Annotated in this window: 9 protein-coding genes; 7 read left to right on the forward strand and 2 right to left on the reverse strand. The window is 63.0% G+C overall.

Annotated elements, in window-relative coordinates; all coding sequences use genetic code 11:
- Nucleotides 1-76 precede the first annotated feature (76 nt).
- The 7 genes from DLM86_RS05430 to DLM86_RS05460 all read left to right on the forward strand — a co-directional run bounded on the left by DLM86_RS05430 (nt 77) and on the right by DLM86_RS05460 (nt 14,543).
- On the forward strand, nt 77-1,570 hold the full coding sequence (locus tag DLM86_RS05430) for an extracellular solute-binding protein (protein WP_110838947.1): 1,494 nt from the start codon (nt 77-79) through the stop codon (nt 1,568-1,570).
- Nucleotides 1,571-1,781: 211 nt separating this feature from the next.
- On the forward strand, nt 1,782-2,735 hold the full coding sequence (locus DLM86_RS05435) for an ABC transporter permease (protein ID WP_110838948.1): 954 nt from the start codon (nt 1,782-1,784) through the stop codon (nt 2,733-2,735).
- A gap of 11 nt (nt 2,736-2,746) precedes the next feature.
- Nucleotides 2,747-3,625 carry a carbohydrate ABC transporter permease gene (locus DLM86_RS05440; RefSeq protein WP_110838949.1) on the forward strand — a complete coding sequence of 293 codons (879 nt, stop codon included), beginning with the start codon at nt 2,747-2,749 and terminating at the stop codon, nt 3,623-3,625.
- A gap of 83 nt (nt 3,626-3,708) precedes the next feature.
- Nucleotides 3,709-5,286: an extracellular solute-binding protein gene (locus DLM86_RS05445; protein WP_146250156.1), complete on the forward strand. Its 1,578-nt coding sequence runs from the start codon at nt 3,709-3,711 to the stop codon at nt 5,284-5,286.
- A gap of 271 nt (nt 5,287-5,557) precedes the next feature.
- Nucleotides 5,558-7,411 carry a glycoside hydrolase family 97 protein gene (locus DLM86_RS05450; RefSeq protein WP_158289342.1) on the forward strand — a complete coding sequence of 618 codons (1,854 nt, stop codon included), beginning with the start codon at nt 5,558-5,560 and terminating at the stop codon, nt 7,409-7,411.
- A gap of 18 nt (nt 7,412-7,429) precedes the next feature.
- Nucleotides 7,430-13,474, forward strand: a complete 6,045-nt coding sequence (locus DLM86_RS05455; RefSeq protein ID WP_158289343.1) for a golvesin C-terminal-like domain-containing protein — start codon at nt 7,430-7,432, stop codon at nt 13,472-13,474.
- Between the two features lie 526 nt (nt 13,475-14,000).
- On the forward strand, nt 14,001-14,543 hold the full coding sequence (locus tag DLM86_RS05460; protein WP_110838953.1) for an NADPH-dependent FMN reductase: 543 nt from the start codon (nt 14,001-14,003) through the stop codon (nt 14,541-14,543).
- 105 nt (nt 14,544-14,648) lie between these two features.
- Here the strand turns inward: DLM86_RS05460 and DLM86_RS05465 are convergent, their stop codons facing one another.
- Both DLM86_RS05465 and DLM86_RS05470 read right to left on the reverse strand, forming a co-directional pair.
- On the reverse strand, nt 14,649-15,221 hold the full coding sequence (locus DLM86_RS05465) for a hypothetical protein (RefSeq protein ID WP_110838954.1): 573 nt from the start codon (nt 15,219-15,221) through the stop codon (nt 14,649-14,651).
- A gap of 179 nt (nt 15,222-15,400) precedes the next feature.
- Nucleotides 15,401-16,579 (reverse strand): putative glycoside hydrolase, encoded by a 1,179-nt coding sequence (locus DLM86_RS05470; protein ID WP_110838955.1) that lies wholly within the window; start codon nt 16,577-16,579, stop codon nt 15,401-15,403.
- Between the last annotated feature and the right edge of the window lie 47 nt (nt 16,580-16,626).

The following is a 16,626-nucleotide window of genomic DNA, read 5'->3' on the forward strand; positions in this document are numbered from 1 at the left end:
ATGCCGCAACTTCTGGTTGGACGGCGGGAAACCGTTTATAATCGGAAGAAAGCGGACAAAAGGGGGCGTCTTCGACATGAAGCGAAGCCGGATTGCGGCGGTATGGATGGCGGCCGTGTGGGCCGCGCTCGGCCTGCTGCCGGCGTGCGAGCCCGGCGGCGAAACGTTCGAAGGCGCGGAGCCGGCGCGGGACGCGCCGCATATCGAGGTGCTCGTGTCGGGAAGCGAGCTGCCCGATCCGAACGACGACGACATCAAGAAGGCGCTCGACGCCAAGCTGAACATCGACCTGAACATTGTGGAATGTCTCGGGGACGCCTGCCGCAACCAATTGAACGTCCGGCTCGCGGAAGGCAGTCTGCCCGATCTGTTTTACGTGAACCGGCGCGATATGGTCAAGCTGGCGAGACAAGGGTCGATTCTCGATCTGTCTCCGTACGCCGATTTGCTGGCGCCGGCCGTCGCTTTTACCGGCATCGACGACCCGATGTTCACGACGGTGGACGGGAAGCGGTACGGGCTGCCGCGAGCCGACACGTCGTTCCAGTATTCGTACTGGATCCGCGAAGATTGGCTCGACAAGCTCGGGCTCGATCCGCCGGCCGACCTGGACGGTCTGCTCGAGACGGCGAAGGCGATGACGGAGCGCGATCCGGACGGCAACGGCAAGCGGGATACGTTCGGCTTCAGCGGAAGCCCGTCGTCGGCGCTCGGCCCGATTTTCGGCGCATTCGGCACGACGTATCCCGGCCATTTCTATATCAAGAACGGCAAGCTCGTCAACTCGCTGTACGACCCGGATCAGCTGACGGCGCTCGCGTTCGCGAAGCGGATGGTCGACGCCGGCGTCGTCGATCCCGATTTTTTGTCCAACACGCAAATCCAGAACGAAGCGAAGGCGTTCCAAGGACAAGTGGGCCTCATTTATTACAACTGGCCGAATCTCGTCAACGACAACAAGGTCCGCGAGTGGCAACCGCTCAATCCGAACGCCCGCTGGGCGCAAGTTCCCGCCCCGCGCGGCCCCGGAGGCGCGAGCACGGCCTACAACGACGTGGGCGCGCGCAACATTCTCGTGCTGTCGGCCAAGCTCGCCCAGCAGCCGGCGAAGCTGGACAAAATCATTCGGCTTCTCGCCTACTTGTCGTCCGACGAGGGCAGCCGTCTCGTCCTGTACGGCATCGAGGGCAAGCATTACAAACGGTCGAACGGGACGATCGTGCCGACCGACAAAATGCCCGAAGCGAAATACTCGTACTTGTACCAGCTGATCGGGCGGGACGAAATGGTCTATCTGCGCACGAAGTTTCCGAAGCAGGAGCCTTACTTCACGTTCGCGATGAACGAGCCGCGCATCGACGTGTACGATTCGTTGATCGACCCGCCTCCCGGGTTCAGCCTGACCGACGCGGGACGGTTCATCCAGGAGGAAATGTTCAAGTTCATTTACGGCAAACGACCGCTCGACAGCTACGGTGATTTCCTCCGCACGCTCGAGACGGAGTACCGATACGGCGACTACATGCGGTCGGCGGAGGCGCAGCTGAAAGAGCTGGGCGTATGGCAATAGCGCGGCGGGGCCCCCGCTTTCTCCTTCGGGAGAAGGCGGGTTTTTTTGTTTTTTTGTCGCGCATATAGCCGGATTCCGAACGTTCATTTCGTCGGATACCCGAACATTTCGACGGATCCGCGATGTTTTCCGGATTCGCCGGCACGTACAATGAATGTTGCAAGCCCCCTACGGCACTCCCATTTCAGGCAGAAAGGATGAACGGACCCGCATGGAGTCGGCGATCGAGAAAGCGCTTCCTCAAGGCCGCACGGCGAGCCGGCGGCAATCGCTCGCGACGCATTTGTCGCATCACAAATGGCTGTATTTGTTTCTCGTCCCGGGATTTTTGTACTTGTTCGTGTTCAAATATATCCCGATGGTCGGCATCGTCATCGCGTTTCAAGATTTCAGCCTCGTCAGGGGCATAACGGGCAGCGAGTGGGTCGGGTTCGACAATTTCGCGTACTTGTTCGAATCGCGCGATTTTTACAACGTGCTGCGCAATTCGCTCGTCCTGAGCGTCTACCAGATCGTGTGGGGATTTCCGGCGCCGATCGTGCTCGCCCTCATGCTGAACGAAGTCCGGCACATGCTGTTCAAGCGCGTGTCGCAGACGGTTTTGTACTTGCCGCACTTCATCTCGTGGGTCGTGCTGGCCGGGATGATCATCAACTTCCTGTCCCCGTCGACCGGTCCGGTCAACGCGGTCGTCAAGGGGCTCGGCTACGAGCCGGTCGCGTTTTTGCTCAAGCCGGAATACTTTCGGACGATTCTCGTCTCCGCTGAGGTGTGGAAGGGCGTCGGCTGGGGGACGATCATCTACTTGGCGGCGATGGCGAGCATCGACCCGACGCTGTACGAGTCGGCCCGCATCGACGGCGCCGGACGGTTCCGGCAAATCCGCCACATTACGCTGCCCGGCATCGCGCCGACGATCGTCGTGCTGCTCATCCTGTCGGTCGGCAACATTTTGGACAACGGCTTCGAGCAGGTGTTTCTACTGTACAACCCGATGACTTACGAGGTGGCGGACGTGTTCGAGACGTTCACGTACCGGATCGGCCTGATCGACGGTCGGATGTCGTTCGCGGCGGCGGTCGGGCTGTTCAAGGCGGTCGTCGGCCTCGTCCTGATCGTATCGGCCAACCGGCTCGCCCGCCTGTTCGGCAAACAAATTTGGTAGGTGAAGCGCGAATGACAAGCCGCAAAATCGAAACGTTCGACGTCGTCAACTATGCGCTCGTCTCGCTGGTTTGCGTCGTCATGCTGTATCCGTTCGTCAACGTCATCTCCGTCTCGTTCAGCTCGTATGCCGCTTACGTGCAAAACCCGCTGATGATCTGGCCGCGCGATCTGGACCTGAGCGCCTACAAGGAGATCATGTCGCACCGGATTTTGTGGACCAGCTACCGGAATACGATCGTCGTGACGGCGGTCGGCGTGGCGCTCGGCATATTCCTGTACATCATTACGGCGTACCCGCTGTCCAAGCCGGCGCTGAAAGGGCGCCGGACGCTCATGCTGCTCGTCGTGTTCACGATGCTGTTCAGCGGCGGGCTCATCCCGAACTTTTACTTGATCCGGTCGCTCGGGCTGCTCGATACGTACGCCGCTCTGGTGCTGCCTTCGCTGTTCTCGGGGTTCAGCCTCATCCTGATGAAAAATTATTTCGAGAGCATTCCCGAGGAGCTGGAGGAGGCGGCCCGCATCGACGGCGCCTCCGATCCGTACATCCTGTTCCGCATCGTCGTCCCGCTGTCCAAGCCGATCATCGCGACGCTGTGCCTGTTCGCCGCCGTCGGCTACTGGAACAACTTCTTCAACGGCGTCGTGTACATCCGCAGCATCGACAAATGGCCGCTCATGCTGTTCCTGCGGGAAATTATCGAAGGGACGGCGATGAAGGAGATCGCCTCCGGCGGCAACGCGGCGGAGACGGGAGGGGCGCAGGCGACGCGGGAGACGCTGAAGTACGCGACGCTGACGATCGTCATGATACCGATTCTGCTCGTCTACCCGTTCGTGCAAAAGTATTTCGTCAAAGGCATCATGCTCGGCTCGGTCAAAGGATGACCGGACAATCGCGATAGCGGAAGGGAGCCCGCGCTTCCTTGGCTATAAATCCGAAACTCGAGGCAAACGGGAGGAGATCGAACGTGGCATTGAAATCCAGGGGGATATGGGCGGGGCTGACCGCACTCGCCGTGCTGTCGACGTCGGCTTGCGGCGGAGGCGGCGACGGCGGGAAGGAAGGGACCGGCGCGAATCCGGGGAACGGAGCCGCGGGGAGCGGCGGGCCGGTCACGCTGAAAATCATGGGCAACTACGAGAAGGCGGACTTGACCGACGGCGACAAGAAGATGATCGAGCTGCTGGAGAAAAAGACGAACACAAAGCTCGAGTTTGAAATTCCGCCGCTGACCGGCTACAAGGAGCGTCTGCAGCTGATGCTGGCGTCGGGCAACTATCCGGACCTCGTCTTCTTCCCGGATCCGAGCGATCCGAGCTTCCTGAACGCGGTGAAGGACGGCGTCGTCGTCCCGGTCAACGATTATATCAAGAATGCGCCGAACTTGACGAAGCATACGTACGACACGTCGTGGAGCGCCCTCCAGGTGAACCAGGACGGCAAAATTTACGGCGTCCCGCGCACGTCCGTCACCCGCTACGACCAATATTGGGTGCGCAAAGACTGGCTGGCCAACGTCGGCATCTCGATTCCCGACAACGCCGAGGTAACGATCGACCAGTTCACCGACATCCTGCGCAAATTTACGAAAAACGATCCGGACAAAAACGGCAAAAACGACACGTACGGGCTCGCCGTCGGCACGAACTCGCGGAAGGTGCTCGATCCGGATTTGACCGGGGCGTTCGGTCTGACGGGCTGGCAAAAGGCGAACGGCGGCAAGTACGAGTTCATCGACCCGAAATACGATCCGGCGAACGACGGGTACAAGAAATCGCTCGCGTATTCGGCCATGCTGCACAAGGAAGGGCTCGTCGATCCGGACGCCGCCACCAACGACGCGACGAAGGCGCGCGAACGGTTCTGGAGAGGCGTTACGGGCGTCTATCTCGGCTTCGCCGGCCATTACTCGTGGCATACCGGCGAGCTGCGCAAGCATAACCCGAACGCCGATTTGACGTACGTGTTCGTCAAGGACGACAAGGGGACCGTCAAGGGCGGCGGTTACGCGACCGGGCTGTGGGGCTTCTGGGCGTTGACGAAGTCGGCCAAACACCCGCAAAAGGCGATCGAGCTGCTCGACGCGTATTTGGCGGACGACGTCTGGCCGATCGTCGTGGACGGATTCGAAGGGATGGACTACAAGGTCGAGAACGGCAAGAAGGTGCTGATCAAATCGGATCCGCCGCCACCGACGCCGGCCGGCATTCGCCGCAACACGATGCGCCGGGCGAACGACTATACGTTCTTCGCGAGCCTGAGCGAGCCGAAGGAAGTGACGGACCTCATTACGCCGTGGATGAAAAAATCGCTCGACACGGTCGTCCGCGGCAAGGACGTCGGCTTTATCCCGGAGGCGTCCAAAAAGCCGGCCATGCTGGATTATCAAAAAGTGTGGGACCAGACGACGATGAAAATCATACTCGGCGAGCAGCCGGTCGACAAGTTCGACGAGCTGCTGACGGGGTGGTACAAAGCCGGGGGCGAAGAGTACGTCAAGCAAATGAACGAGTTCATCAAGAAGCTGGAAAGCGGCGGAAAATAACGCCGCCTCGGGCGACGGAAGCTTCAATTCCATAAGGCGGGGGATCGTGCCGCCAGAAGGGAGGGCGCCCGTCGCCCTTAGCTTGTCGAGAAAGTCCAAAGAGAGTGGTGTAGCCCAAAATGGGGCGGCGAAGATGTGCGGAAAGCGAAGCGACTGACTTTACTATCAAGTTGTTTCCATAATGGAAAAAAAGACAACTTGTTTCTCGATCACTTTAGGGCGACCGTCGCCCTTTTCATTTCGAAACGAAGAAGAGGAGAGGGGAACGAGCATGGCATCGGAAACGACGACGGGGGCGATCGAGCTGCGCAGTCCCGGGGGGACGGTGGCGGCCCGAATCGGGCTGGACTCGGGCGGGAGGCTGTACTATGAGGTGACGTCAGGGGGCCGGACGGTCATCGAGCCGTCCGAGATGGGAATGACCGTGGACGGCTCGGATCTCGGGGACGGCGTCCGGTTCGAAGGGGAGGAGCGCGGGACGATCGACGAGACGTATCCGGCGAGAGGGGTGCACCGCACCGCGGTCAACCGATGCAGCGTGCTGACGGCGCGGCTGACGCATCGTGCGTCCGGCATCGGGTACAGCGTGGAGGCGCGGGCGTTCGACGACGGCTTCGCCTATCGGTACGTCGTCCCCGGCGATGGCGAACGTGTCGTCGGCGGCGAACGGTCGAGCTGGACGATTCCGGCGGGCTGCGGCGTATGGCTGTTCGAGCGGAACTCGTCCTGGAAGCTGAAAAGCTATGCCGGGGAATGGGTTCGCGCCGATGCGGAGGAGCTGCCGACCTTTTCCGGCCAAGGCCCGGTCCAGGGGACGCCGATCGTGCTCGAGCTTCCCGGCGGACGCGGCTACGCGGCGCTTCTGGAGGCGGCGCTGTACAACTATAGCGGCATGCGGCTCGAGGCGGTCGGGGGCCGGAAGCTGCGGGCGAATTTTACGGAGGGGGAAGCGGGCTTCGCGGTGGAAGGGACGATCGTTACGCCTTGGCGGGCGACGATCGTTGCGGCGGATTTGAACGGGCTCGTGAACAGCGATCTGCTCACGAATTTGAACCCGCCGCCGTCGCCGGAGCTGTTCGCCGAACCGTCTTACATCCGGCCCGGCCGGTCGGTATGGCGGTGGTGGAGCCAAGGGACGGGCACGCCGGAGCAGGAGCGGGAATATGTCGACTTCGCGGCAACGCTCGGGTTCGAATATACGACCGTCGACGAAGGGTGGGAGAAATGGCCCGATCCTTGGGGCGACCTGCGCGCGCTGGCCGGCTATGCCGCTTCCCGCGGGGTCGGCGTGTTCGTCTGGAAACGGTCCAAGGAGGTCGACGATCCCGCCGACGGCTACGGGAAGCTGCGGACGTTCCTCGACGAGGTGAAGGCGGCCGGGGCGTGCGGCGTCAAAATCGACTTCATCGACAACGAGTCGAAGGCCGCGATCGACTTCGAGATCGGCGCGCTGCGGCTCGCGGCCGAGCGGAGGCTGATGGTCAATTTCCACGGCATCTCGAAGCCGACCGGCGAATCGCGCACGTACCCGAACGAGATTACGCGGGAAGGCATCCGCGGGCTGGAGCTGAACAAGATGGCGGAAGGGCCGATTCCGGCGTTCCATAACGCGGCGCTGCCGTTCACCCGGTTCGTCGCCGGGCACGGGGACTATACGCCCGTCGGCTACTCGAATCCGGGGCCGACGACGTTCGCGCACCAGCTCGCCACGGCCGTCGCGTTCACGTCCCCGATGCAGGTGATCGCGGAAAATCCGGCCGTCCTGCTGGACGACGGCCGGGTGCGGCCGGCGCTCGACGTCCTATTGGCGCTGCCGTCGGTATGGGACGAGACGCGGGTGCTCGAGCCGAGCGCGATCGCGGAGCTCGCCGTGCTGGCGCGCCGTTCCGGCGACCGATGGTTCGTGGGAGCGTTGAACGGGACGGAGAAGCCGCGTGCGATCGACCGGCTGGACCTCGGGTTTCTCGGCGCGGGTGCGTATCGGGCTGTGCTGCTGACGAGCCCCGAGCCCGCGGCGTTTGCGCGGGAAGAACGGACGTACCGCGACGGGGAACGGACGCTCGCGGTGAAGATGGGACCGGCGGACGGGTTTGTCGCCATGTTCGTACCGTCCGATGAACAATAGAAGGGCAGGGGATTGATGGTGAAAGGCGCAACATTTCGCAGGCGGGCGAGCCGGTGGCTCGTGCTGCTCTTGCTCGTCCAGGCGTTCGCGCTTCCGGCGGGTTCGCCAAGCGCTTCCGCCGCCGAGCCGGCGGAGGCGCCGGCCGGGCTCGTCCTGATCGACAACGGAGACCCGGGCTACGCGGAGAATCCGGCGTGGTCGTCCAGCAGCGTCAAAGGGTACAACGGCTCCACGACGCGGGTTACGGGAGGAGTCGGCCATACCGCGACGTGGACGCCGGCGCCGGGAACCGTCCAAGGGACGTACAAGGTGTCGGTGTACAAGGTGAAGCGGCCGACCGCCACCGACGATCCGAGCGTCAAGCTCGAAGTGGCGCATGCGGGAGCCGTCGATACGGTGTACATGGACGCGACCCAAGGCACGTCGGGCTGGTTCGAGCTCGGCACGTACGCGTTCGACGGGCATGGCGGCGAATTCGTGAGCATGACGAAGACGACGACAGCGGCCAATACGTTCGTCCACGCCGACGCGGTCAAGTTCGAACGGGTCGCGGCGGACGGAAACGACGCGTCGTTGTCGTCGCTGAGGCTGAACGGCGCCGCGGGACCGCTTGGCGCGCTGACGCCGACGTTCTCTCCGTCGGTGACGGCCTATACGTACGCCGTGTCGCCGGAGACGGCCGCGATTACCGTTACGGCGACCGTATACGACCCGCAGGCGGTGCTGACGGTGAACGGCGTCTCCGTCGCGAGCGGCTCTCCGTCGGCGGACATTCCGCTTGCCGTCGGCGATACGCCGGTTCGCGTCGAGGTGACGGCGGCGGACGGCGCGACGAAGCGCGCGTATACGATTATGGTGACGCGCCCGGCCGCCCAGCCGCACAACACGATCGTGATCGATTTCGGCGATCCCGGCTATTCGGAGACCGGCACGTGGTCGACCTCGAATACGGTCAAGGGCGTGAACGGGTCGAGCACCCGGTATTCGACCGCCGCCGGCGCGTCGATCACGTGGAAGCCGAACGTAACGGCGGGTACCGCCACCGTGTCGTACTTCAAAGTAAACTGGCCGGCGTCGGCCGATCCGAACGTGCGTCTCGAAATTGCGCACGCCGGCGGGATCGAGACGAAGACGATCAACCTGACGCCCGCGACCGAAGGATGGATCGAGCTCGGCACGTACGCGTTCGCGGGGACGCCGAACGAATACGTGAGGCTCACGCGGGTAAGCTCCGGCTCCGTCTATACGCGGGCGGACGCGGTGAAGTTCGAAGGAACGATCGCGCCCAAGCCGGCGCCGCCCGGGCCCGTGCGCGGCCGTACGCTGAATAATCTGCAATATGCCGAGAAAGGCACGATCGCGAACGACGACTACAAGGCGACGTTTTATGAAGCGACTTGGGACGGCGGACGCACGATCGTCAAAGATTTGTATCATAAGGAGAACGGCGTCTGGGTTCCGATGAACGCCGAATCGGAGCGGCTCGAGGAGCAGTGGGTGCTGCTCGAAGGCGAGTCCGGCGACCGCACGAACTATTACGACACGATGACGCCGGAGTGGGTGCTGTTCAACGGCTTCGCCAAGACGGACGACAGGACCGTCGTCCTGACCGATTCCCGCCACCCCGACCGGTACGGCTTCTCGGTCGTCTGGTCGCTCGCGGGGGAACGGCCGCGCCTCGCGTACGACTTTACGCCGCGCCAAGACGGCAACTACGTGATCGGCTACCAGTCGTTCACCGAGGAGCCGCTCGCCGACGTGAGCGAGGTGCTCTCCGGCGCGCGGAACCGCGCCAAGATGGTCGGCACGGTCGAATCGACCGGACTGTGGGAGCTGACCGCGCCGATGGCGCTCGTCGAGAAGAAGGATGCCGCGGGCAACCCGCGCACGTACGGCGTCTACGTACCCGCCGACCGCCTGCCGCTCCGGTTCGAGCCGTACGGCGGCGCGACGAACCAGCCGCTCGGCATGAGCCTCGTCAACGACGGCCGGAACGTGCAGCCGATCGTGTATGCGCCCCAAGCGGGCACTTACTCGAAGCTGAAGGCGAACGAGACGTATTCGTTCGGTATCGGCCTGTATGCCGAGAGCGGGTCGGTGTATGACGCGTATACGGACATTTTGCGCAATGATTACGACTATACCGCCTACCGCGAAAACGTCGAGGACGGCTCATTGACGGACGCGATGTTCAACATGATCGACCTGCTCGCGATCGAGCCGGACCGCGACGACTCGGTCGACTTCGTCCCGTCGTTAAGCGGATGGTGGAGCCGGGCGAAAGGCTTCGTCGATATCGAAAACCAGGACGCGGTGCGCAACGCGGCGAGCTCCGTTCTGCTCGGCGCCTACTACTTGACCGGAGACGACCGTCTGTACGATTCGCGGGCGCTGCCGATGCTGCAGTACGGCGTGTCGCGCAACGAACGCGGCTGGTCGCCGAAGAAGACGCCGGTGTACAACGATCCGTCGCTATGGAAAATGGCCGCGGTGCCGTTCGATTCGACGACGGTGTCGACGTTTTACGACATGACCCGCGGGCTGAATGCGGGGCTATACGGGCTCGGGCAGGAGGAATACCGGTTCCGCAATCCGGACCAATTCGGACGCGGTCCCGTCATCCAGCCGCTCATGATGTATCGGATGACCGGAGACGCCGCCTATCTGGACGAGGCGAAGACGGCGGCCGACCGGTATATCGCGGAGCAGATCGATACGCCGAGCACGGCGAATCCGGACCGTACGAACTTTTTTTACAACTACGGCAAGCTGTGGATGGAGCTGCTCGAGCTGTACGAGGAGACGAAGGAGACGCGCTATCTCGACGCCGCGGCCAAGGAAGCGAGACGGTACGCGACGATCTTCACCGCCCGCCCGGTGCCGGAAGGGACGGTCTCGATCCCGCAGCCGCAGCCGTTCCAATATTATCTCGCGTTCCGCTGGGACGACAAGTACCGGTATCCGTACGAGAGGAGCAAGCTGCCGGAGGAAACGGCCGGAGGCGTCCAGGCGCCGGGCTGGCTCGTCTCGCCGAACGGACTGACGTTCGAGGCCGGCGACACGTCGGGCGCGTACCGGATGAACGCGCAGGAAGCGCCGTTCCTGCTGCGGCTCGCGTCGTATACCGGTGACGAGCTGCTGAAGGATATCGCCCATAACACCGTCATCGGCCGGTATACGAACTATCCCGGCTACTACTACCGCGGCTTGATCGAGAGCCAGCTCGACCCGGATTTTCCGCTGCGCGGCCCGACCGAGGCGACGTCGATTTATTACCATCACGCCCCCGCGCAGCTCGGCCAGACGATGGACTATCTCGTCACCGAGCAGACGACGAGATCGAACGGGCTAATCTCGTTCCCGGCCGTGTTCGAGACGAACTATCTCTGGTTCAAATACCATCTGTACGGGAGCAAGCCCGGCACCTTCTACGGCCATTCCGGCGTTTGGCTGTGGATGCCGAAAGGCATTATCGCCACGGGCAACCCGCAGCTGAACTGGATAACGGCGGAGAGCGGCGACAAGCTGTACGTCGGCTTGACCAACGCATCGAAGTCGGCCCAGCAGGCGACGATCGAGCTGAACGCGGACATCGTCGGGTTCGATCCGGCCGTCTCGTACCCGGTGACGATCATCGCCGATAACGGCGCACCGGTGCAGACGACGATGGTCGGCGGAAGCATCCCCGTAACCGTATCGGGCCGCGGGATTACCGCCGTCATCGTCGACGGAATGAACATCGACGTCCCGCTTCACCGGACGGAGCCGGCCAAGGACACGTCGGACAAAAGCTATTTCTTCGATACGCACAGTCCGATCGACGCCGTGAAAGGGATGCTGCTCGTCAAGCCCGATCATTCGGCGTACGACGCCTACGTGCAGGCGAAGACGACGAACCCGGCGACGCTGCACTATTCGACCGACGGCGGGACAACGTACACGGCCGTACCGGACGACATTTATCCGATGGAATGGTCGGTTCGCGTTCCGGATTTGTCGGTCCCGTTCACGTATTACGTCGAGTCGGACGGGAAACGGACGCAGGCGAGGACGATTTATTTGCCCGACCACGTGACCCAGCCGCCCGGGCAGCCGCCGCAGCAGGCGGGGCCGCCGGTTACGGTCGTCGACAACGTCGAAGCGGAGGTCGAGGGCAGCTGGGCGCGCGCCACGTTCGCCGATTCGTACTATTACGACAACTACGTGACCGCGAAAACGTCGGGAGACGGGAATGCGAAGCTGCGCTGGCGGCCCGATCTGAAGCGAGGCGGCTTGTACGACGTTTATTACCGGCTGCCGGCTGGACGTCCGGAATGGTCCACCGCCGCGAAGTTTACGGTGTACGACGAGGCCGGAGCGCATACGTATACGGTCGACGAACGGGGAACGAACGGCCGCTGGGTGAAGCTCGGCCGGCACTCGTTCGCCGCCGGTACGGGCGGCTGCGTCGAGCTGACCAACGCCGCTTCCGGCAGCGCCGTCGTCGGCGACGCGATCATGTGGATTCACGAGGACGTCGTGCCGACATGGGAATCCGCGACGCTGTCCGCCGACAAGCCGGCGCTCGTCCGGACGAAGCCGGTGCAGCTGACCGTAACCGGCATGCTCGATACCGGCGTCGTCGGCGACTTGAGCGGAGCGTCGATCGTCTATGAAGTCGATCGCGCCGATCTCGCTTCCGTCGATTCGCAAGGACGGCTTACGCTCGAGAAGCTGGACTTGTCGACGGACCGGATCGCCGTGAAGGCCGTCGTGACGGTGGACGGCGTCGTGCTGGAATCGAAGCCGCTCGTCATGCCGATCCGGGACTTGAGCGAGACGGTCGATACGTCCGATGCGGGGCGTTACGCGGAAACCGGGCTGTGGAAGGCGAGCAGCTTGACCGGCTACGACAAAAACGTGCGCTCCAAATATACGGAAGAGCAAGGAGCGACGGCGACGTGGAAGCCGGACCTTCCGGCCGGGACGTATGCGGTGTCGTTCTATAACATCGTCCGCCAGCCCGGAGCCGATCCAGCCGTCCGTCTGGAGACGAAGCACGCCGGCGGCACCGAAGTCCGGACGCTCGACGCGTCCGCCGGGGCGTCCGGCTGGATCGACCTCGGCACGTACGCGTTCGCCGGCGACGGCACGGAATACGTCAAGCTGACGCGCCAGTCCCCGTCGTCGACGCTCGAGACGCCGATCTATACGCGGGCGGATGCCGTCCGCTTCGACAGCTACTCGCTGCTCGCCTCGCTGGCGTCGCCTTCCTCGGGCGGCGAGCTCCCGCATGGCGCGAGTCTGGAACTCGCGTTCAACCGGCCGCTCGACCCGGCAACCGTCGTCCCCGGCAGCGTGACGCTGACGGAAATCGGCGCGGGTGTGCCCGTCGACGTCATCTTGTCCGTCGGCGCGGACGGGAAGCGCATCGTCGCGACGCCGACGTCTCCGCTTGCGCCCGATACGGCGTATCGGCTGGCCGTCGGTCCCGGCATCGCCGGCGCGGACGGCGTGCCGCTGTCTCCGTACGCGCTCGCCGACTTCCCGTTCCGGACGGCGAAGGCGGCGCCCGACGAGACGGCGCCGACCATCGCGCTGGACGGCCCGCTTTCCGTCGCGCGGACGGAGAAGTGGGCGGCGGAGCCGGTCGTGACGGACGCGCAGTCCGGCGTCGGCCGGGTGGCGCTCTACTTGGACGACGCTGCGGTCGAGCGTCTCGCCGCGGCCGAGCTGGAGCTCGCCGCCGGCGAGCACCGGATCCGCATCGTCGCGGCGGACGGCGCCGGCAACGTCGCCGAGGCGGCGTTCGCGCTGCGCGTTACGCTCGACCCGCCCCGGCTCGGCGACGTGCTGGCGATCGGACGCGCGAGAGGATGGATCGGCAATGCGGGCATATACCGCAGCATGACCGCGAAGGCGGAGCGGGCGGCCGACGCCGACGCGCGCAAGCGGGAGCAGGCGCTCGACGCGCTGGCGAACGAAGTGCGGGCGCAATCGGGCAAGCACGTGGACGCCGGCTTCGCGCAGCAGCTGCTGGCGGACATCGCCTACTTGAATGCCGCGGAAGAAGCGGAAGCTTGATAGAGTAACCAAGTTAGCCCCCGATCGGGGGATTGCCGGTGCGGGCCCGCCATTAGCGGGCCCGCTTTCTTCATGTTTCGTGCGCTTGCACGAAGGAGATGGCTCAGCGAAATCAGCCCTGCAACGGACGAGCCGTCGGACATTTCAGCCTTTCGCAGTCGCCGAATCGAACTGCCGTTGGACTGTATCCAATGGAATGGATCAGCTACGCCCCTTAGGAGGCGATACATTGGAATCGATCCAATAGAACCGACTCCAAAGCAGCCGATCCGGCCCATCCCCGATTAATCCGATGGATGAAATCCAACGGGCGGCGGCTTCCGCTTCTTTCGAGTTTTGCCTGTTGGATGAAATCCAATCGGAAGTGCTGAGGAGCCGACTTCCGCCCGAAGCCGGTAAGCGGCATCGGCCCACGGATCGACGACACGAGGAAAGTCGTCTCCTAAAAATGACGAACACCCCGTTGACTAAAACAATATAATTAACTAAAATGTCTGTTAAGTGACGAAAAAGGGAGAGACGCATCATGCATATCGCCATTTTGGCCGGAAGCAACAAAGCCGCTTCGACCAGCACGAAGCTGTGCCGATATATCGAGACGATTTTGAAAGGGCAGGGGCACGACACGACGCTGTTCGATCTACATAAGCGCCCCGTTCCGCTGTTTTCGCCGGACAACCGCAATCCCGCCGACGACAACCTCGCCTCGCTGAAGAGGACGATGCTCCAGGCGGACGCGATCGTGCTCGCCACCCCCGACTATCACGGGAGCGTGTCCGGGACGATGAAAAACGCGCTCGACCATCTCGGCTTCGACCATTTCGACGGGAAAACGGTGCTGTCGGTCTGCTCGACCGGAGGCGCCGTCGGCATGAGCCCGCTCATGCAGCTTCAGCAAATCGTCCGCACGCTGCACGGCATCAATTGCCCCGAGTGGATTTCGATCGGCGGCGACTTCCGCGAGTTCGACGCCGAAGGCGTCCCCGTCTCGGCGGCGGTCCAAGAGCGGACCGTCCGGGCCGTGAGCTATTTTGTCCGGATGGCGAGCGCGCTTCGCCAGCCGCAATAAAACGAAAGCCGCATCCGCGAAGGAGGCGGCTTTTCGTCGCTGAACGGACGAAAAACCCGTTCCGGCGAGAACGGGTTTGCATGAATGGACCGGACCGGCCGGGCGTTATGGCTGCTTTTTCCGAAATTCCTTCATGAACAGGAATGCGCCCGCGACGAGCAGGATGGCGCCTCCCAACGCGGTGTTGACCGTAAACAATCCGTCCCACCAGCCGCCGAACGCCGACAGCGAGCAAAAGAAGACGACGACGCCGATGAAGCCGAGCAGCAGGTTGCCGCCGTTGCTGTTGTACGGATACGCGTTCGGATCCGGATACGGGAAGCCGTGCCGGATCGCCCGATTGACCGCATCGGTTTGATGCAGCGCGTCGAACACGTTGTAAAAGTACAGCACCGGAATGAGCAGCGAGAGCAGCGTAACGGGCAGCACCTTGAATTCGGCGGGGCCGCTCGCGAAGAAGACGATCGCCACGATATTAAGCACGAGCAGCAGCATGACGGACATGCCGCGGACGACGGCGCCGACGTACATTTGTCCGGTTCCCGGTATGAACATCGATAGCAGGACGGCTAGAGCTTTGCTCTTCGGCTTCATGCCGTCGACGGGAACGTGAAGCGGGTTGCGGCCGTCGGCGTAGTCCGGATGCGGCGGTCGCGACTCGAAAAAGTTGTCGTTCATCGATACTTCCTTCTTTCCCTCGAATCTGTTAGCTTCAGCATACCCGGATCGGACGCGCGCGAAAACCGACCGGGGGCGGTATCGGGACTGGACCTAAGTCGGGCGTCCCGGCGCTTCCCGGCTTGCCGCGACAACAATCCGCCCCGCGGCTCGGCCGCTTGACGGATTGTCTGCTCGCCCTATTGGTAGTCCACGCCGGGCGTATACGTGTTGACCGCGTTCCAGAGCAGGAACGAATCGATGCCGTTGTCCTTCAACGCGCGAATTTGCTCCTCCACCTCGCGCTTGCCGTACTTGATATATCCTTGCACCCACGAAGCGGTAAAGTCCTGCAGCCACGGACGCACGATCGGCTTGTAGTCGCCCAGCGGCTCGAGCTTTTTCTTGGTGTCCGCCATCGAGCCGTTAATCGTGGCGTACGGCGCGGCATCCGGCACCTTGGAGCCGAACCAGCCGGGGCCGTAGTGGCTCGGATACACCATCGGGGAAATGACGTCGACGGACTTCGAAATTTTCTCGAAATCTTGGCCGATCCCTTCGGCGGCCGGAACGGAGGCGGCATAGCCGAATATGTCGACCGAGACGCGCACGCCGAGCGGAGAAAGCTTCTCCCGCGCATAGCTGACGAAGTCGGCGACCGCGTCGATGCGCGTCCGGTCGTCCTTCGCGTAAGTGAGCACGTCGGCCCGCTTCTCGAACCCTTCGGGAAACCGGACGTAATCGAACTGGATTTCCTTGAAGCCGGCCTTCGCCGCTTCCTTCGCGACCGCGACGTTGTACTCCCACACTTCCTTGCTGTACGGATTGACGAAGCTGTCCGGCGGGTTTTTGCCGTTATTCCACAGCGTGCCGTCGGGATTCCGGAACGACAGCTCCGGCCGTTTGCCCGCCAGCACCGTATCCTTGAAGACGACGATGCGCGCGATCGGATAGACGTCGTGCTCCCGAAGCGTCGACATGAGCGCCGGCATGTCGGCGATTATTTTTTTCGTCGTGTCCATCGCGGCGAGCTCGGCATTGCCCGTATCGTACGTAATGTAGCCGAAATCGTCCTTGACGTCGATGACGAGCGCATTCAGCTCGGTGTCGTCCAGCAGCTTCAGCAGCGTCTGCAAGCGGGAGCCGCCGGCGCTGTGGGCGGTCGCGTAGACGCCTTTGACGATCGGCGCGTCCGGCTGCGGGTCGACCTTCGCGAACGTTCCGTCCGCGGCCGCGGCCGTCCCTCCGCCCGTTTCCGTCTGCGCGACCGCTTGTCCCGACGCGAGCGCGGCCTGCAGCAGCTGTTCCGGAGGGACGTCCGCCGGCCCTCCCGAAGCGTTTCCCCATACCATTAACCATGCGGCGAGCAACAGTTCCATGGTTTCTCCTCTTCTCCCATGATCGACTATTTCATCCTTATGCGATT

This window comes from Paenibacillus flagellatus, from assembly GCF_003217775.1.
GTDB classification, from domain to species: domain Bacteria; phylum Bacillota; class Bacilli; order Paenibacillales; family NBRC-103111; genus Paenibacillus_AB; species Paenibacillus_AB flagellatus.

Excerpts from the sequence above, each read along its gene's own strand:
- DLM86_RS05430 (WP_110838947.1), top strand. The coding sequence starts at position 77 with ATGAAGCGAAGCCGGATTGCGGCGGTATGGATGGCGGCCGTGTGGGCC.
- DLM86_RS05435 (WP_110838948.1), top strand. The coding sequence starts at position 1,782 with ATGGAGTCGGCGATCGAGAAAGCGCTTCCTCAAGGCCGCACGGCGAGC.
- DLM86_RS05440 (WP_110838949.1), top strand. The coding sequence starts at position 2,747 with ATGACAAGCCGCAAAATCGAAACGTTCGACGTCGTCAACTATGCGCTC.
- DLM86_RS05450 (WP_158289342.1), top strand. The coding sequence starts at position 5,558 with ATGGCATCGGAAACGACGACGGGGGCGATCGAGCTGCGCAGTCCCGGG.
- DLM86_RS05460 (WP_110838953.1), top strand. The coding sequence starts at position 14,001 with ATGCATATCGCCATTTTGGCCGGAAGCAACAAAGCCGCTTCGACCAGC.
- DLM86_RS05465 (WP_110838954.1), bottom strand. The coding sequence starts at position 15,221 with ATGAACGACAACTTTTTCGAGTCGCGACCGCCGCATCCGGACTACGCC.
- DLM86_RS05470 (WP_110838955.1), bottom strand. The coding sequence starts at position 16,579 with ATGGAACTGTTGCTCGCCGCATGGTTAATGGTATGGGGAAACGCTTCG.